This is a genomic window from Bradyrhizobium sp. Kon10 (assembly GCF_055807395.1).
Genome location: NZ_JBVVOZ010000051.1, coordinates 1 through 15,659, shown reverse-complemented (window position 1 = coordinate 15,659; position 15,659 = coordinate 1). Strand labels below are relative to the sequence as shown.

General features: G+C 60.3%; 12 protein-coding genes. 4 read left to right on the top strand and 8 right to left on the bottom strand.

Going from position 1 to position 15,659, the window contains the following annotated elements; all coding sequences use genetic code 11:
- Positions 1-70: 70 nt before the first annotated feature.
- On the bottom strand, positions 71-2,536 hold the full coding sequence (locus AC0L2O_RS34530; RefSeq protein WP_027520188.1) for a two-component system VirA-like sensor kinase: 2,466 nt from the start codon (positions 2,534-2,536) through the stop codon (positions 71-73).
- Positions 2,533-3,465: a cytochrome-c peroxidase gene (locus AC0L2O_RS34525; protein WP_245286328.1), complete on the bottom strand. Its 933-nt coding sequence runs from the start codon at positions 3,463-3,465 to the stop codon at positions 2,533-2,535. Before AC0L2O_RS34525 ends, AC0L2O_RS34530 begins: the two co-directional genes overlap by 4 nt.
- Before the next feature lie 65 nt (positions 3,466-3,530).
- Here AC0L2O_RS34525 and AC0L2O_RS34520 point away from each other — a divergent pair, with 65 nt between their 5' ends.
- Positions 3,531-4,295: a response regulator gene (locus AC0L2O_RS34520; protein WP_051448454.1), complete on the top strand. Its 765-nt coding sequence runs from the start codon at positions 3,531-3,533 to the stop codon at positions 4,293-4,295.
- Positions 4,296-4,985: 690 nt separating this feature from the next.
- Here AC0L2O_RS34520 and AC0L2O_RS34515 read toward each other — a convergent pair.
- The 3 genes from AC0L2O_RS34515 to AC0L2O_RS34505 all read right to left on the bottom strand — a co-directional run bounded on the left by AC0L2O_RS34515 (position 4,986) and on the right by AC0L2O_RS34505 (position 8,960).
- Complete coding sequence (locus AC0L2O_RS34515) at positions 4,986-5,510, bottom strand: hypothetical protein (protein ID WP_156949101.1); 525 nt, start codon at positions 5,508-5,510, stop codon at positions 4,986-4,988.
- A gap of 453 nt (positions 5,511-5,963) precedes the next feature.
- Entirely contained in the window at positions 5,964-6,113 is a 150-nt protein-coding gene (locus tag AC0L2O_RS34510; protein WP_473372912.1) for a phytochelatin synthase family protein, read from the bottom strand.
- Positions 6,114-7,628: 1,515 nt separating this feature from the next.
- Positions 7,629-8,960, bottom strand: coding sequence for a tyrosine-type recombinase/integrase (locus AC0L2O_RS34505; RefSeq protein ID WP_369721247.1), 1,332 nt, complete (start codon positions 8,958-8,960; stop codon positions 7,629-7,631).
- 1,226 nt (positions 8,961-10,186) lie between these two features.
- Between AC0L2O_RS34505 and AC0L2O_RS34500 the strand changes: the two genes are divergently transcribed.
- From AC0L2O_RS34500 to AC0L2O_RS34490, 3 genes are all read left to right on the top strand, one after another.
- Positions 10,187-10,465 carry a hypothetical protein gene (locus AC0L2O_RS34500; protein ID WP_473372911.1) on the top strand — a complete coding sequence of 93 codons (279 nt, stop codon included), beginning with the start codon at positions 10,187-10,189 and terminating at the stop codon, positions 10,463-10,465.
- Positions 10,466-10,664: 199 nt separating this feature from the next.
- Positions 10,665-11,123: a hypothetical protein gene (locus AC0L2O_RS34495; protein WP_473372910.1), complete on the top strand. Its 459-nt coding sequence runs from the start codon at positions 10,665-10,667 to the stop codon at positions 11,121-11,123.
- A 178-nt stretch (positions 11,124-11,301) separates the two neighbouring features.
- The gene (locus AC0L2O_RS34490; protein WP_473372909.1) at positions 11,302-12,513 is read left to right on the top strand and encodes a hypothetical protein; all 1,212 of its coding nucleotides are present in this window, start codon (positions 11,302-11,304) and stop codon (positions 12,511-12,513) included.
- 91 nt (positions 12,514-12,604) lie between these two features.
- Here AC0L2O_RS34490 and AC0L2O_RS34485 read toward each other — a convergent pair whose 3' ends face one another.
- The 3 genes from AC0L2O_RS34485 to AC0L2O_RS34475 all read right to left on the bottom strand — a co-directional run bounded on the left by AC0L2O_RS34485 (position 12,605) and on the right by AC0L2O_RS34475 (position 15,459).
- Entirely contained in the window at positions 12,605-13,924 is a 1,320-nt protein-coding gene (locus tag AC0L2O_RS34485; RefSeq protein ID WP_473372908.1) for an adenylate/guanylate cyclase domain-containing protein, read from the bottom strand.
- 460 nt (positions 13,925-14,384) lie between these two features.
- Positions 14,385-15,137 (bottom strand): C45 family autoproteolytic acyltransferase/hydolase, encoded by a 753-nt coding sequence (locus AC0L2O_RS34480; protein ID WP_369721236.1) that lies wholly within the window; start codon positions 15,135-15,137, stop codon positions 14,385-14,387.
- On the bottom strand, positions 15,118-15,459 hold the full coding sequence (locus AC0L2O_RS34475; protein ID WP_473372907.1) for a hypothetical protein: 342 nt from the start codon (positions 15,457-15,459) through the stop codon (positions 15,118-15,120). The genes AC0L2O_RS34480 and AC0L2O_RS34475 overlap by 20 nt, the downstream gene beginning before the upstream one ends.
- Between the last annotated feature and the right edge of the window lie 200 nt (positions 15,460-15,659).

The window sequence follows — 15,659 nt, the reverse complement described above, 5'->3', positions numbered from 1 at the left end:
TGCGCGGTTGCAGGGCGACCAGTAGTGGCGCCCCAGCGCTACGGAAGTATTTCAGGAAAGGATAATTGTGTTACGGCTGTAACCTGGCGGGCGTTCGCAAGCAGCGCGCCAATGCCGAGGCTAGCTCCGTATGGTCGAGGGGCCACCGCAGCACCTCGGAGATTCCAGAATGCGCCAGCACGTCGATGCCGGCGTCGACCGCGGTCGCTAGCAGTACCGGCTGTAGCGGCGATGCTTCATGCAGGGCCAGCGCCAGATTCAGGGCGGCTTCAGGCTGCAAACCCTGGCTGACCAGGATGATGTCGAACCGATGGGGTTCGAAACGGCATGCCGCAAGGGCATCCGCCGCGAGCTCAAACCCGACCGGCTCGTAGCCCAACGCCGCCAGTTTTTCTTCATCGCGGAGCAGGCGATCTCGCTCGCTTTCGACGATCAACACGGTTTCGCCGGATCCTAGCTGCAGCGCCGACCCACTATCCGCCGCGATTGTGTCTGCCGCCACGGCAGGCAGCCAAATCTCAAATCGACTTCCGCAACCCAGTTCACTCTGAACGTTGATGGCTCCATCATGATCACGAACGATTTCGCGAACCGTTGCGAGACCGAGACCGGTTCCTGCGACACGCGTGGTGAAGAACGGCTCGAACATTCGTCGCGCGACGCGTTCGTCGATTCCGCCTCCATCATCAGTTACGGAAATGCAAACGTAGTGGCCGGGTGAGAGTTCGCCGTCATTCATAGTAACGAGAGCGGCCACGTGTTCGCTCTTCGCGGCCACCCGAATGCACCCGTTGTCATCCATCGCTTGCGCGGCATTGCTGCAAAGATTGAGGATTAATTGCTGCAGCTGTGCAGGCTCGCCTGATACTGCGACGTCAGCAGCGACTTCTTCGAAGACCAGTTCAATATCCGGTGGCAGCGATGCCCGCAGCAATGAGGCAGCCTCCTCGAACAAGGTGCGCACCTCCAGCGGTCGGGCACGCCCGTCGGCCCGACGGCCGAACGTCAGAATATTGTCAACGAGATCGCGACCGCGCTCGGCGGCCCGGCGGATCTCATCGATATGCTGGGCCGGTTTGGTACCGCGGATGAGTTGCGGCTCCGCCATCTCCGAATAGCCGAGGATGGCGCCGATGATGTTGTTGAAGTTATGCGCAATCCCGCTGGCCAGTGATCCGATTACCTGCATGCGACGGGCCCGCTCGAGCCGCGTCGTGAGCTTGCCCTGCTCGCGTTCCAGAAATTCGCGCTCGAGCGCGTTGGCCACGGCATCACCAGCAAGCTGCGTGATCGGGACAGGAGAAATCTTGTTTCTTATCGGCCGGAAGCGATCAAAACCCATGATCCCGCGTACCCGCCCCGGTCGGACCAAGGGCAAACAAGCCCAGGCACGCACGCCGGCCTCCGTCAGCGCGTCCCTGGCCGCACCAACCGGCAACGCGCTCGCGTCCGCAATGGTCACACTTTCACCTGCGCCAAGCTGCTCGGCGACTGAGAGTGCCTGTCGAGGCCAGCCGGGCGGAAACGTTACTCCATCCCTTGACCATGCGTGTATCCGGACCGGCTTCTCGTCCAGAACCACATAGGCGCGATCCGCATTGACGACACGGCTAAACTCACAAAGCACCTGCTTCAATCGCGTCCCGGTCTCGGCCGGCGAGCAGTTGATCAGACGCGTCGAATTCTCGGCGATCACGTGTTCGAACGCGGCGCGTCGGCGCAACGCAAGGGCGCGGGCACGAAGCCGAACCCCGACGAATACCAGGACGACCACCAGCAGCAAGGATACCAAATACAACAGGAGCCTGAAGCGCTGCTCGGAGGCTTCGACAGCTGAACGGTGACTGGAGAATACAATGCGGACCGCCTGCAGGTAGTGTCCGCCGGGCACCGCGATAAAAGCCTTCAGCGTCGCGTCGATCTCGGGCAAGAGGCCATACAGCAGCCGCGTATGCGCCAGCATCGCACGAGCGACTTCCGCGTCTGGCCCGTCGGCGGGGGCCTGTGCCGCAAACCCGTTAATCCGTTGTTGGAGCGCCTTGAGAGCGTCGGCCGACGTGTCGCGCGCGAGGTAAAGGATCGCGGCCCCCAGTTCGGCGGCCGCTGCGGCGAGATGCTCGTCGTGCACGCGGAATGCCGGACTTGTGCTCAGCAGACCAATATAGGATAGCGAGTTCTGCAGCAATGCGTTGCTGGTCTTGAATCGCTCCATCAATTCTTCCTGGCGGATAACCGCGGCTCCGAGAAGGTCAACCGGGCCGGTATCGAGACGCTCGATTTGGGCGTGGGCGCGAAGCCGACTGACCGCCTCTTCCATGTCCCGTGCCGCGATGACGAGACTGTCGTAGTCGCGCAGCAGCCCGGTCCGCGCCTGCAGAACGTCTCGGTGGAGCGAGGCTTCGGCAAGCGCATAATCGTCGAACACCCGCAAGATCGCCGCGTAGGCCGGCGCGTTTGAATCGATCCCACGCAGCAACAGCCAGGTCAGCAGGGTTAGCAGCAGCGAAACTCCAAATACGCCTGGCAAATTCCTCATGGCCGCACGTTGCCGGTACCGGGCGCGGCCGGCCGCAGCTCTTCATTTCGATAGGTGCCGGTCAATGTCTTAAGGAACGCCACGATGGCCGAGGTTTGCTGGTCTGTCAGGATGCGGTCTAGCTGGGCCACGCCCATCGCCTTCACCGCCTCGGGCAACGTCGGCGCGCTGCCATCGTGGAAATAGGGCGCCGTGGCCGCAACGTTTCGCAGGCTCGGCACGCGGAGCAGTTCGGGAGCTGGCGAGCCCAGCGGGTGAAACACGCCATGTCTCTGAAACAGGTTGCCGCCGACGTTGACACCTTGATGGCAAGTGACACAGCCCAGCGATTTGAATAATTGATAGCCAGACAATTCCTCTGCGCTAATCGCATCGGTTTCTCCAGTGAGCCACCGGTCGAAGCGACTGTTCGGCGTGGTGAGGGATCGCTCGTACGAGACGAGCGCATCCACTACGGCGGCAGCGTCGGGCTCCTTGCCGTAGACATCGCGGAATTGTCTTGCGATTTCCGGGTCGTCGCGCATCCTGGCGGCGACTTCGTCCGGGCTCGACCCCATGATCGCGGGATTGCGCAGGATGTGCTCGGCCCCTTCCTCAAGCGAGCGCATGTTTCCCTCCCAGTTCAGACGAAAATTTAAGCCCGCGTTGAAGACCGTGGGCGTGTTGAGGGCCGATGTTTGCCCCTCTCGAGTGTCGCTGATGTTGGCACTGGCGCCGTTGGTTCCTATGTCGTGGCATGACGAACAACTTTGTGTGCTACTGCGAGATAGCCGTTTGTCGCTGAACAACTTCTCTCCGAGCAACACCCGCTGTAGCTCCTGGCCATGGGCAAGGGGAATTGGCGTGATCGGCTCCTGGACGGCGCCCACCGGAGGGTTTGGCGATTGAGCGGCGGCCAGTCCCGCGGTAATGAGGCAGAGATAGAGCAATGAAATTCCGCGCCAGCGGATCGAGGTCGCTAGCGCTCGGAGGATCGGCGGAAGGGTTGAGCGTGATGGGCGGTTCATCGTCGACGGACGCAGGCCTTCGCGGAAACGTTGAGCGTCAGGTGTGCGTTCTCGTCGTAGAGGACGACCCTGCCTTACAGCGCATGATCCTAAACTATTTCGGAGAGAACAACATCCGTACCCTGCTGGCGTCCAATCGCCAGGAGATGGTCGACCGGCTCGGCGATACCGAGGTTAACCTGGTGATCCTCGATCTTCGGCTCGGGCTCGAGGACGGTCTCGACCTGTTGCGAGAGGTCCGGCTTGGCTCCGACGTACCGGTCATCATCATAACCGGTCACCGCCGCGATGACATCGACCGCGTGGTCGGATTGGAGCTCGGTGCCGACGACTACCTGACGAAACCATTCAACCTGCGCGAGTTGCTTGCGCGTGTCCGCGCGATACTGCGACGGTTCGATGCCGGAAGAGCCGCTCCGGCTCGTGCCCCCGAGCGGGGACGCTTTCGATTTTCCGGCTGGCAGCTCGACCGCAGGATCCGACAGTTGACTGACCCGGCCGGCACCCCCGTCGCTTTGACGAAGGGGGAGTATGCGATGCTGCTTGCATTTCTCGAAGCGCCACAACGTCCGCTTAGCCGCGAGCAACTGCTGCAGGCGACCCGCGTTCACGAAGATGTCTTCGATCGCAGCATTGACGTGCAGATTCTTCGATTGCGGCGCAAGCTCGAGCGTGATCCTAGTGCCCCGCGTGTGATACAGACCGAGCGCGGCGTCGGATATGTGTTCGCCGTCCCAGTGGACCGCATTTAATCGGGACAGACGGCGAAATGTGGCGGAGCTGCGCATTCACGGCCCAGCCATTAGCCCTAGCGCGGTGCGACTTCGATTTCTCGAGGCAATGGCCGTGCCGTCTGCTGGCCCGAAGTGCATCACTCGGAGATATCCCTGACCTTGATGTGTTCTTGGCGATCAGTCGCGGGCGCGGCTCGGCGACGCGCGCTCCTGCGGAACAAGGACGTGCGCGTGGGGGAAACCGTGCTGATGAGCTGAATTACGGTGCCAACATTCTTGAGCGCGTCACGAACCATTCCCAGGCGCGTGCGAACCAATGGAGGCTGAGCAGCTTGGGCTTTACGATCAGGAATAGCCGGTGAACAAAAGCCAAGCTCAACGCATAGGCCAGCACGATCATTACCGTACCAGTCACCCAGTGGTCCTCTCCGACGAGAGCCACGCCCAACAGTTTGGCGGGCTCCACCGTGCACACAGGTACGGCTAAGACGGCGAGTGACTGGTAAGGTCCAAGCTTCTCGATCCTTCGCCTGATCCGGCTGCCCCTCACGCTCGTTACTCCGTCTCCCGGGGACAAAACCGCAACCCCGATGGAGGAACTCGCCTCAATCAACAAAGGTCCCGCCGATCACGGGTTTCTCTGCGCTGGCGTTCACCAGCGAGCCGCCGGTGCCGCAGTCGTGTGATGCTGGAAGCCCAACGCATCGGTTAATCCCGATATCGGCAGAACTCGTCGCCGTTTTCATACTCGATGCAGGTTTTGACGCGAGGATAAGGCCGCATTTCTCCATGATACCGGCCTTCATACCGTCCCTCGCCGCGGCCCGGCGAAGCGTATCCAGAACCGCGGTCAATATCATCATCCTCGCGACGCCAGTTTTGGCCGATCGTTCGGTGGTCCTCGTCTTGGTCCATCATACGGCCCATCTGCCGATGCATCTGACGCATGCGATCCATATCCATGCGGTCATCGCCGCGACTTTGCCGGGTGGTCCAATCTCGATTGATGCGGGTGTCCTCAGCGCTCTGGCGGTCGCGATCCCGTGCCTGTTCTGACTGTTGCGGTGTACGGTCTGGTTGAACGGGGGTCTTTTGCGCTTGGACTTTGTCCGGCTGTTGCGGCGCTACTTCCGGCCGAGCTTGGGGAGAAGTTTGGTTAGCATCAGGCGCTGTTTGCTGAGCAGAGGCAGCAACGGGCATGAAACTAGAGACTACAAGCAGGATGGCAGCCATATCTGATCGACGCATGATCTCACCTCGCAGTTTGCTCTCTAACCTCGTGAGGCGGTTTTCGTTCTTATGAAGCCGCGGCTTTCTGAAACGTCAGGGATGATGACGCTCACGTCACGGGTCCTCAGCACAACGGATTCAAGATCCTTCAACTTACATGGACCAAACCGAGGGCCATTCGGGCCAGGCGCACCGTCCGGTGTCGCTGGTAAACCGATCCGAAAGTGTACTTGCTTCGACTGCCGCCTTCGCCCATCTCGGCCCTCCCGACGGGCGGAGCGTCGGCTGGGATCTGTCCGCGCCTTCAACAAAGCGTCCCATCCGTATCCCCCCCATCAGGAAACGGAGGAATCGTAGCCGACTCGTGGCTTTTCACACAGCCAGGTTCAAAAGCGGCGGTCGCAAAGTTTGGCGACAAGGTCAGGTATGGGCCCACAGGCGAGATGCAGTGTGGCATCACTCTACCAACAGCAGGCCGCGCTTCTTATCGCCGTCGAACGTATTTACAGCGTCGAACAGCCGCTTCCGCTCGATCAGCCATGGCTGAAAGTTGAAGCTGACATCGAGCACGAAGACGACGTCCTCGGCTTCGAAATAGCCCCCAATTGGGGGATGATGTCCGCCACCTGAACGAAAAATTCGAGTACGATCGAAATTGACGATGTAGCGTGGCCCGGATCATTGGACCGACGGAGATGCTCTAGAAACTGGTTCTCACTGAGATCGCGTAGGACCCTGACTTTTCGGCTCGTGTTGGCCCCGGGCGACTTTGGCCAGCTCATCGAGCGTGAGACCCATGATGCATACGCCTGTCCATCAGCTCCATGTACCGGCCATCACCTGGCCCTCCGTCCTTGCCGCCTCGCCAAGCGACCGGTACGCATTCGCAACAGCTGCAGGTCCGCAGCGAGAGCCATTTGACTGCAGTTAACGTGTCTTTGAGATGTAGCTGACACGGGCAGGTGCCACGCACGCTCCATAAGCTCCGGAGTACGCGTTACCGATGTCGCTATGGCGTCTGACGGCCGTGCGATTGACCGACCACCACGGCCCCGGCAAAAACCAGACCCATGGCGATAACCATGCTGCCGATACTGACGTAGCGCCATCGCTTCATGGGTCATACCTGACTGACAATGACGACATTGGCCTGCACTTTATTTTCAAGCTAACTCGAGGGCGGGAGATTTCACGTAAGCGTCCCTTGGAGGGCAACGGCTCTCGATGACGGCAGTCAGCCTGTCCCGTTGAGGGCCAATAAGCGAGGCGAGAAAGAAGCCGCCGAGACGAAGAGCTTCGCTGGCACGCAGTGGGACCACCGGACGAGATTAAAATCAGGACCTGTCGTGCGCGTACTTCTCCAAAAGCAGCCGGTTATATTCATCTCTCACGGCTCTTCGCGAAATATGCCCTTTTCGGTCTTTGGCAATCTTCAGAAGATCAGGATCTGTGGGTGCCCGCGATTTCCGCCCAAATCTCGCAAAGAGTCTGCTAGCAGGCGCCGACCCCCTTCCAAACAGCCGGTCAAACCATCGCATTGTGTCCTCCCGGACAGACCGCCCTTACAACAGTATCACCATGGATTTGGGGGTCAAAAGGACAGCACTGCTGCATCTTTTGAAAAGCTTGCCACCACACCGCAGCAAAAGGCTTGAGCAATGCCGAGTATCGGTCGCTGTTACACCGCGCAGGTTTCCGGCTGGTGCGGATTGTGCCGGTTATGGACGCGCAAGCTTCGGGCTGTTCGAAGCCGCTCCCCTCGATCGAGCATCCGAACCTATAATTATCAGTCGAACGCGCGACAGAGTCCGCTTGAAGATCTTGCACGCCCGGCGCGGGTCCGATCGAAAGGCCCGACCATCTCAGATCGGAGCTTTTGTCCGTCTGGTGATAGTGGCAGCTGGCTCACCGCTCGGTTGTCAAAACGGACCAACAGCGTCGACTAGCAGATTGTTGAAACGTACGCCGCTGACGTGCGATCGCGAGTCATTGCCTGCCGACAACAGCACGGGAGCAGTGGCGGCGCAATCCGAACCATCCGCTGAAATGGCGATATATCGATGGCAGCCGCTCTATCGTGTTGATGCACTGTTGACTGTCTGGCCAAGTGCAATGGAGCTACTAAGGCGCCTCAGCCGCAAAATGCTCACGGAGACGCCCGAGGAGCTCGGCCTTGATCGGGTCAAGCGGATTCGTCCGCTGCAGACGCACGATTTTGCCGACCCGTTTCGCACCGACCAACTCGGCAATGTAGTCGTGAGCCGCTTCGAACGCCATCTTGCGGATGATCCACTGTTCGTCATGATTGTAGACCTGATCGATTCCGCTTGGCTTTTGCCCAACACACAGCCGCTGGATTTCGTTGTCGTAGCCACAGCGTGACATGATGGTGCGCAAGCTGCGCCTCAAGTCATGCATGGTGAACTTGGCGACGCTCGCTTCCTTGACCAGGCGGTTGACCATCTTGGTAAAGCCGGACATCTGGCCGCCCGTCTTTGGCGACGGGAAGACATAGTCGGAGGTTGCCCGCTGGAAATGCTTCGCGGCCGTGAGCATCTCGTCAACCAGGTGAGTGCGCGGCACATCGTGGTGTAGCCCCATCTTGGTCCACGCTGCATCGAAAGTAATACGGTCATCCATGATATGCTTTCGCCATTCGATCATCGTAGGCTCACTGCGCCGCGGGCCACCGAGCAGGCACATCCGTGCCAGGAGACCGAAAGCCCCGAGCTTGCCGGTTGCATCCCAGACCTTGATGATTTCCTCATCACTCAGCGCGCGACCCTTCGTTCGGCGTCCGACCCTTTGCGCCCGGGTTTCCTTGGGCGCGCGATAGCCGGCGAGCACGTTGTGCTCGACATAACCTTCGCCGACGCACCATTCGAGGAAGGTATGCACGTGCTTGCGCAAGTCCTTGGCTGCGCCGCGCTTACCGGTCTTGGCAATCTTGTCGACCGCAGCCATGATCTGCCGTCGTGTCAGGTCCCCCACGCCGCTCTCGGCGTGATCCTTGAGCCCGCGCCGCAACGCCGACATTGCTGGCTTCCAGTTGACCACTTGACGTTCGGTCAAGGACGTCTGGTAGGGACCAGCTTCAGTAATGAGGGTTGCGAGCGTGGTGCTCTGCTTCTCGGCTGCCTGTTGCCGCCTCGCCGCGCGCTTCGCGTCATTCGGGTCCAAGCCCTTGACGACCTCGCCTGCGGCGATGGTGGCGGCCTTGCGCGCGGCCTTCTCATTATATTTGGGCCAAGCGCCGAGAGTCTTGCGCTGGGTCCCCCTCACCCCGGGTTTGGTGAAGAGGTAGACCCAGGTCCGGCCACCGGTGGCGCGCATCCGCAAAGCGAGGCCGGGCAGCTTGTCGTCATGGAGATAATGCTGCGCCTTGCCCGGCGGCAGCACTGCATTGCGGATCACCGCATCGGTGAGTGTCAGCTGGTTGGCTGGCTCCGTCATCATTCCTCCCTCTCTCTGCCCCGGTGTGCCCCGCAACAACGGCGGTCACCCCTCGAACAGAACCGGACCTCAGACCTCCCCCGTTTTTGTGCCCGAAGGGAAAATCCTCGGCGGGCACAACGGGGGCATACAAAATGTAGTAAGGCCACCTATGGCCTCCTATGGCCACACAGGGCCGTAACCAACGTCAATTAACGAGCTTTTTACATCTCAACTATGGCTGGATTTGGTTAGCTGGGGTCTACCGATTGTGGTTCACACGGGAGAGGTCCAAGGTTCGATCCCTTGTGCGCCCACCATCCATCCTCCTGAATGATCCAGTTTCTGAACGACCCGGTCGCGGGGCGATTGTCGACGCCCCGCCGGGTTCTGGACCGGCTCAATCAAAAATGTCGAAAACAACCCCATGCACAGTAGCCGGCATCAGTCGGACCAACGGGTTACGCATTTTCCGAAATAAGGTTTGACTCGTCGGGCAAAACAGGGGCAGGATGGCATCATGCGCGACGATTGGGGTTTTGGCAAAGACATCTCATGGCTTCCCATAAGCCGCTATTCCCGCCAGCCAAGACGACAGACGTCTTCGCATCGCTGACCTATCCGGGCAAGCCAAAGAGCATGGAAGGGATGAAGGCGAGTATCGCCGCAGAGGCGCGACGACGTTATGCTCGCGGCCTTGATCATCAGCATCCACATGATGGATCATCATCGTCTTCTTCCAATCGCAGTTCGGCTGCTTCTGGACAGTCAGAGGTTATGAATTTGCCTTGCTGTGGTGCCTCCTGTGCATCGCAATCGTCTTCCGAGGTGGCGGTCGCTACTCGGTCGACCGGTTGATCGGCAAGGAATTTTGATCCGATCGATGTCCTCCCACGGCTGGGGTCGATCGGTGGCAACGATTGATGATCTCGGGCGACGTCACGTCACATCGGCCTGGGAGCGCCGAACTCAAACCGGGCCTGGAGCATTGTGTCTCTGATGCGCGGCAAGCAGGTATTTCTCCGCTTTGGGTCACAAATGGCGGTAAGGGCAAGCGCGGCCCCGTGTCCGGTCCGCGCCCAAGAGCCGACATTGCGTCAGGCTTGTTCGGCCAACGGTCAAGAGCAGCCGCACACATAGGCTGGCGTTGGCGTCCGGTCTGCCACTGAGAGCCGACATAGCAGGGAGTCAAGCGACCTTCGGCTTCGGGCCAAAAGCGGTAAGTTGGAAACAAGCAGCCGCCCGCAATGGAGCCTCGTTTATGGCGAACCGGCTGCGACCAGCTTGCGGCGCTCCGCGACGAGGTCAATGAGCCTGGACCGATCTTTCTTGTATGCCCTGTCGAGTTCACGCGCGTGGCCGAGCAACACCATGGCGCCACTCTCCCCAAGGGCTTCATGACCTCGGCAGTCTGCTCCTTCCGGACTGAAGCCCGCATCTTCTGGTTAGAGAAGAAAAACATCAGCGAATACGAGCGGCGGGTCGGTATTACGCCGTACATCAGTGTCGTAGTCGTCATACTGTAAGCATAGAGCATGTCCAACAGCGGTATCAGTCGGAATCTAAACCAGCCTCTTTGCAACACGCGCGTCTCGGTCATCCGCACGTGACCGCGAAGCTTCGCGGCGCACGAAGAGTAGCGACGCGCCAAAGGCGGACCTGCATAGTGCATACACCGATTGTTGGGTACGCTGCTTCCGCGCGAATCAGGATTGAGCGACCGCGATGTATGTTCTCAAACAGGGCATTAAGGCGGACCCGCATCGACGGTGGTCACTGCTGGACCGCATCTTCTTCGGGTACGGCGCCTGTCATATCCTTGCTGGAGTTTTCTTGGATCAGCCTCCGCTTCCCGGCTTTTATGCAGAGCGCGTGATCTCGGCCGGAAGATTCTTAGGATCTCATGTCTACCTAACCAACGGCGTCATTGCGTTCGACTATCACGGCTATTCTATCCGTGACCGGCTCTTGGAGCATCACAAGCGAGTATGGTCTAGCCAATATGACGGCTGGCTCTGCGCAATCCAAAGGGTGGATTTCAATCTGCTTTCTACGGCGGACTTGAACAAGCGACAGATGCGCGGACCAGATCAGTATCTGCATGATCCCATCCCTCGCGCTCGTAAGTTTATCGAGCAAAGAGACCACGTCATTGCATTCGCCAAAGCGCTTGCGACCGCGTAGCGCGGAAGTCAGCTTCGGGTCATTCGCGTCGATTTGCTTGCGTCTGCCCGATGTCCGGTCTGGCCTCGACTGCCGACGTGCCGGACACGACGGCAATCTCCGCCTTCGGGCCACTTCCAGACATCGCCGATGGGGATATAGGATCATCGTCCACCCCGGAGAGCAGCAAGTGGCCCGAATGGAAAGCTTCGTATGGATCGTAACGACTTTCATCATCATGATGGGCGCCACTCCACCACGGGCTTTAGCCGCACCAGAAGCGTCTGCATGCGGGTACCTCGCTGGTCTGATCGATAAGGCACCGCCGGGGCCGTTGTTCTTGCCCAGCTATCCGACCGTGGAATCGGGGCCTCTCCACGGCGCCGCATACCTGTATGACAATGCGGTGGCCGCCATCGCGTTAGGCGGTTGCGGCGAGCGAGACAAAGCACGTCGGATCGGCGCGGCGATTCTCTGGGCCATCGATAACGACCGGACCTGGCATGATGGACGGCTCCGGAACGCTTACGCCGCGGGTGTGGTGGCGAGTGGCTCCGCCAAACTTCCGGGCTGGTGGGACAATACTCAGAACAAGTGGTTGGAAGACCGCTATCAGGTGGGCAGCGACAACGGCAATGTTGCATGGGCCATGTTGGCTTTGCTGTCGATTGACGATGCGAGCGCCAGCTCCGGATTCCGCGATGGCGCGGCACGGCTTGGCACCTGGGTCGCGCAATGGGCCGACACGCGCGGTACTGGCGGTTTCACGGGCGGCACTTTTGGGCACGAACCGACGCCCGACGTACGGACATGGAAATCGACTGAACACAATACTGACCTCGCCGCCGCGTTTGGCCTTCTTGCAACCCGCACAGGTGATTCGCGCTGGCGTGACATGGCAACAGCTGCCGAGCACTTCGTAGATACGATGTGGGATCCGGCGTGCGCCTGTTTCGCAGCAGGCACCACTGAGGACGGCGTCACGCGCAATCCGATTTTGGCCCTGGATGCTCAAATCTGGCCCTTAACGGCGCTCCCCGGAGCGGCCAAGAAATTTGCATCGGCAATGACCACCGCCGAACAGCGAATGAGTGTCGACAAGGGCTTTTCTTACGGTGAAGACCGCGATGGTGTGTGGACCGAAGGGACGGGCCAAATGGCTCTCTTGCTGGAATTGCTCGGCAGGACTGGGGAGGCAAAATCGTTGCTCGCTGTCATCGAATCCCAGAGATCGCCGGATGGCGGGTTCTATGCCACGAGTGTCCGAGGGCTACCGACGGGGTTCATGCTGGACACCGATCCGGCCAAGCCACGACTCTATTTCCGATTGCCGCATCTTGGCGCAGCTTCGTGGGCTGCTCTTGCAGAACGCGGGTTCAATCCCTTTACGGCGACAAAAGCACTTCCGTAGTCACGTCAGGACATGAGCGATATGCCGGCTGCCGTAAGAGAAGCAGCGCGAGTCTTGGAACCGGGCGGCCCCTGCCGCGAACAGCGCGGCCCTAAACGCTGGCCGCGAACAGGTCCCATCGACCCGGCAGGCCTTTGAGTTCGTGTGATCCACGCTCTGAAAATTGCAGGCCAGCGCCGGCGGTGAGGTCGGTCACTACCTTGGACACGAGGACCTCGTCTGGCGGCGACTGCGCCATGACCCTCGAGGCGGCATGAACGGCGATACCTCCGATATCACGGCCTCTGACTTCGATCTCCCCGGTATGAAGGCCGGCGCGAACGCGCAATCCCATTTGATTTGAGGCCGCGCTCATCGCCAAAGCACAGCGCACCGCGCGGCCTGGTCCATCGAAGATCGCCAAAAACCCATCGCCCGTGGACTTGATCAATTTCCCACGGTGTCTTTGCACAAGTTCGAGCGAGAGCTGGTCGTGACTGTCGAGCACTTTCCGCCAGGCAGCATCGCCCTTCTCGGCAACGGTGCGTGTGGAATCGACGATATCGGAAAATAGAACTGTTGCCAGAATGCGCTCGGAGTCGTCCGGCGATGTGTTGCGATGACCAGTCACAAACTCTTCTATATCTCCGAGCAAGGCTTCGACGTCACCGGCGGCCACGGCGTGATCTTGACCGGGATACTCGATAAATTTCGCTTCCGGCATCAACGACGCCAGCTCGCGACCGAGCGCAATGGGAACTTGCTTGTCATCGGTACGATGAAAAACGAGCGTTGGCACTCTCACGGTCGGGAGAATTGACCTGATGTCAATCTGGCTATTCAGCCTCATGAAGGATTTGACCGCGCCGGGACTCGCCGAAAGCCGCTCGAACTTCGCAAATTGCGCGATCGCATCCGGCGAAATTGCCGAGCTAGGGGCGACAATCCGCATCAGGGCACCCGTGCCCCAGAACTTCACGCGTTGTTGCAGCCTTTCCTCCAGATCGGCTGACATGTCCCTCCGGTTCGCATAGCCGCCGAAAAGCAGAAGCCTGGACACGCGATCCGGATAGGTCGCGGCAAATAGAGCGCTCATCGCGCCGCCCTCGGAATTACCGAAGAGAACCGCGCGATTCGAACCAACCGCATCCATCACGGCACGGACGTCATCCATCCGTTGTTCCAGAGACGGCGCGTCCGATACCCTGTCCGACAATCCCTGTCCGCGCTTGTCGAAAGTGATGACACGCGCGAACCTCGAGAGGCGGCGCAGGAACGACGTATATCCCGGCAGTTCGTGCATGAACTCGATATGCGACATGAAGCCGGGCACGAACACGAGATCAATGGGGCCGTTGCCCATCGACTGGTAGGCGATATTGAGCTCTCCACTCAGCGCGTAATGCGTCTCCGGAAGATCGAAGTCCTTCATTCGCCTATCCTGCTGGACTTATCGCCATCTTGCTGAAAGGGCCTGAATCATTCAAGCCCCTTTCTCCCGCCGAAACGCAGGGCTGTCGCATATAGCTGCAGCGCGCGCCTCGTCCTTCGAGCCCGCCAAAGCGGGCGTCTCGTCCTTCGAGACGACCGCGGAGCCTGTCATCGGGCCGCGCTTTGCGCGGACCCGGTGGCGATCTCCTCAGGATGAGGCTAAGCGGCATCGGCGCCCGCTGAAACTGCCACCGCGCACTCCACCCTCATCCTGAGGAGCCCGCCAAAGCGGGCGTCTCGAAGGATCGGCCACACGGAGATTGCTCGGAAATGCGATAGCCCTGCGCCGAAGCGTCAGAACGATATTCGATCATTGGTCGCATCACGCCTGCACGGTCATCGCACTATACGAACGCGTGTCCAGCCGGCAGGTCAGCACGAGCTTGAGCAAACTAGCTCCGCTACAGCCTCGCTTTGGTCCGCCGGAACCGCTGCAAACCGATATTCAGTTGTCCCTTGAGCTGCTTTGTCGGCAAGTCGCCGCCGGCGACCCACAAGTTGAAATCGACGTCCAGCATGTCCTCTTCGAGAGCGGCGGCATCGCCGCCAATGCCGATCAGGATCCGCCGCTTCGCCGGCTCGGCGACGATGGTGTGCAGTGTTTGGGCGTTGCCGTAGTTGTGGAACGCCGGCGAGACGGAGAAGTTCAGCGCCATGAACATCTGTGCGGCACTCAGCTCTCGCGCCGCCCAGCCTTCCAGCGGTGGCAGCCGGCCAATCGAGTGCGCGACGCGGCGGTTCAGGCGCCTCAATTGTGGGGACTGGAAATGATTGGTGCAAGCAAGCCAGTCGCCCGCGCGCACGGCAACTGCACCGGCTCCAGCCTCGACCACCGCAGCCACACCGCCGGCATCCAGCAGCGAATAGTTGTACTGCATGGCGTGAGGCGTGCGACGCAGAAAGTCGACGGCCTCCGCGGTGGTCGCGCAGCTGTCGAGGACCCGCCTGACCAGCAACGTGCTGGTGAGGCCGGGCGATCGTGGGCGGACCTTCACAAGATGCAGTCCGATGGCGAGCCCGTGCTCGTTCATGCCGTCCAGCCGCCCGGTCAATTGGTGGCTGCCGCCGATGCTGGCGTAGCTCCCGCGTGCCTGCACCAGTGCGAAGCGTGCCTCGTAGCCTCGCGGCCAGAAGTCATAGTTGCGGCCATACACGCCACCGCTCATGAACGGCCGAACAGCCGCCCGTCGGCATCCGCAAGCCATCATTGCCGAAACAAACGACCGCTTGCTCCATTGGGATGTGGAGCCCATCTGCGATCCCGGCGATCTCTTCCCACAGAGCCGGACCATAAGCCCTGAACGCCCGCTCCTCCGTCCGAATGTTGAACCACCAGGGCAATCTCACCTTCTTGCGGAGAAACGCCTTGCCCTTGCGTGTGGCGGCAAAGGCATCAGCCTGGGCGCGGCCGACCTCATAAGGGGTGCCGCGACATTGCACAAAGGTGACGGTGAGCATCTTGGCAGCGGAGGCCATCGTGATGCCTGTGTAGTCGAAACGCGAACGGGGGACCACTGCCTCTATAGCGCAGGCCCGACCGGTCGCAAGCCGGCGTGGGAGCGTGACGCAATTTTCAGCACGCACCGTGAATGTCGGTTAGGTAGAGTCGAGGATGGGCGCGGTAGCTTGGGGCCTATGGCCAACGCCCCGTTTCCCATCCCCGCTCATCAAACCGG

Coding starts and splice junctions, on each gene's coding strand:
- AC0L2O_RS34530 (WP_027520188.1), bottom strand. CDS start 2,536: ATGAGGAATTTGCCAGGCGTATTTGGAGTTTCGCTGCTGCTAACCCTG.
- AC0L2O_RS34520 (WP_051448454.1), top strand. CDS start 3,531: ATGGGCGGTTCATCGTCGACGGACGCAGGCCTTCGCGGAAACGTTGAG.
- AC0L2O_RS34515 (WP_156949101.1), bottom strand. CDS start 5,510: ATGGCTGCCATCCTGCTTGTAGTCTCTAGTTTCATGCCCGTTGCTGCC.
- AC0L2O_RS34505 (WP_369721247.1), bottom strand. CDS start 8,960: ATGACGGAGCCAGCCAACCAGCTGACACTCACCGATGCGGTGATCCGC.
- AC0L2O_RS34500 (WP_473372911.1), top strand. CDS start 10,187: ATGGAGCCTCGTTTATGGCGAACCGGCTGCGACCAGCTTGCGGCGCTC.
- AC0L2O_RS34495 (WP_473372910.1), top strand. CDS start 10,665: ATGTATGTTCTCAAACAGGGCATTAAGGCGGACCCGCATCGACGGTGG.
- AC0L2O_RS34490 (WP_473372909.1), top strand. CDS start 11,302: ATGGAAAGCTTCGTATGGATCGTAACGACTTTCATCATCATGATGGGC.
- AC0L2O_RS34485 (WP_473372908.1), bottom strand. CDS start 13,924: ATGAAGGACTTCGATCTTCCGGAGACGCATTACGCGCTGAGTGGAGAG.
- AC0L2O_RS34475 (WP_473372907.1), bottom strand. CDS start 15,459: ATGGCCTCCGCTGCCAAGATGCTCACCGTCACCTTTGTGCAATGTCGC.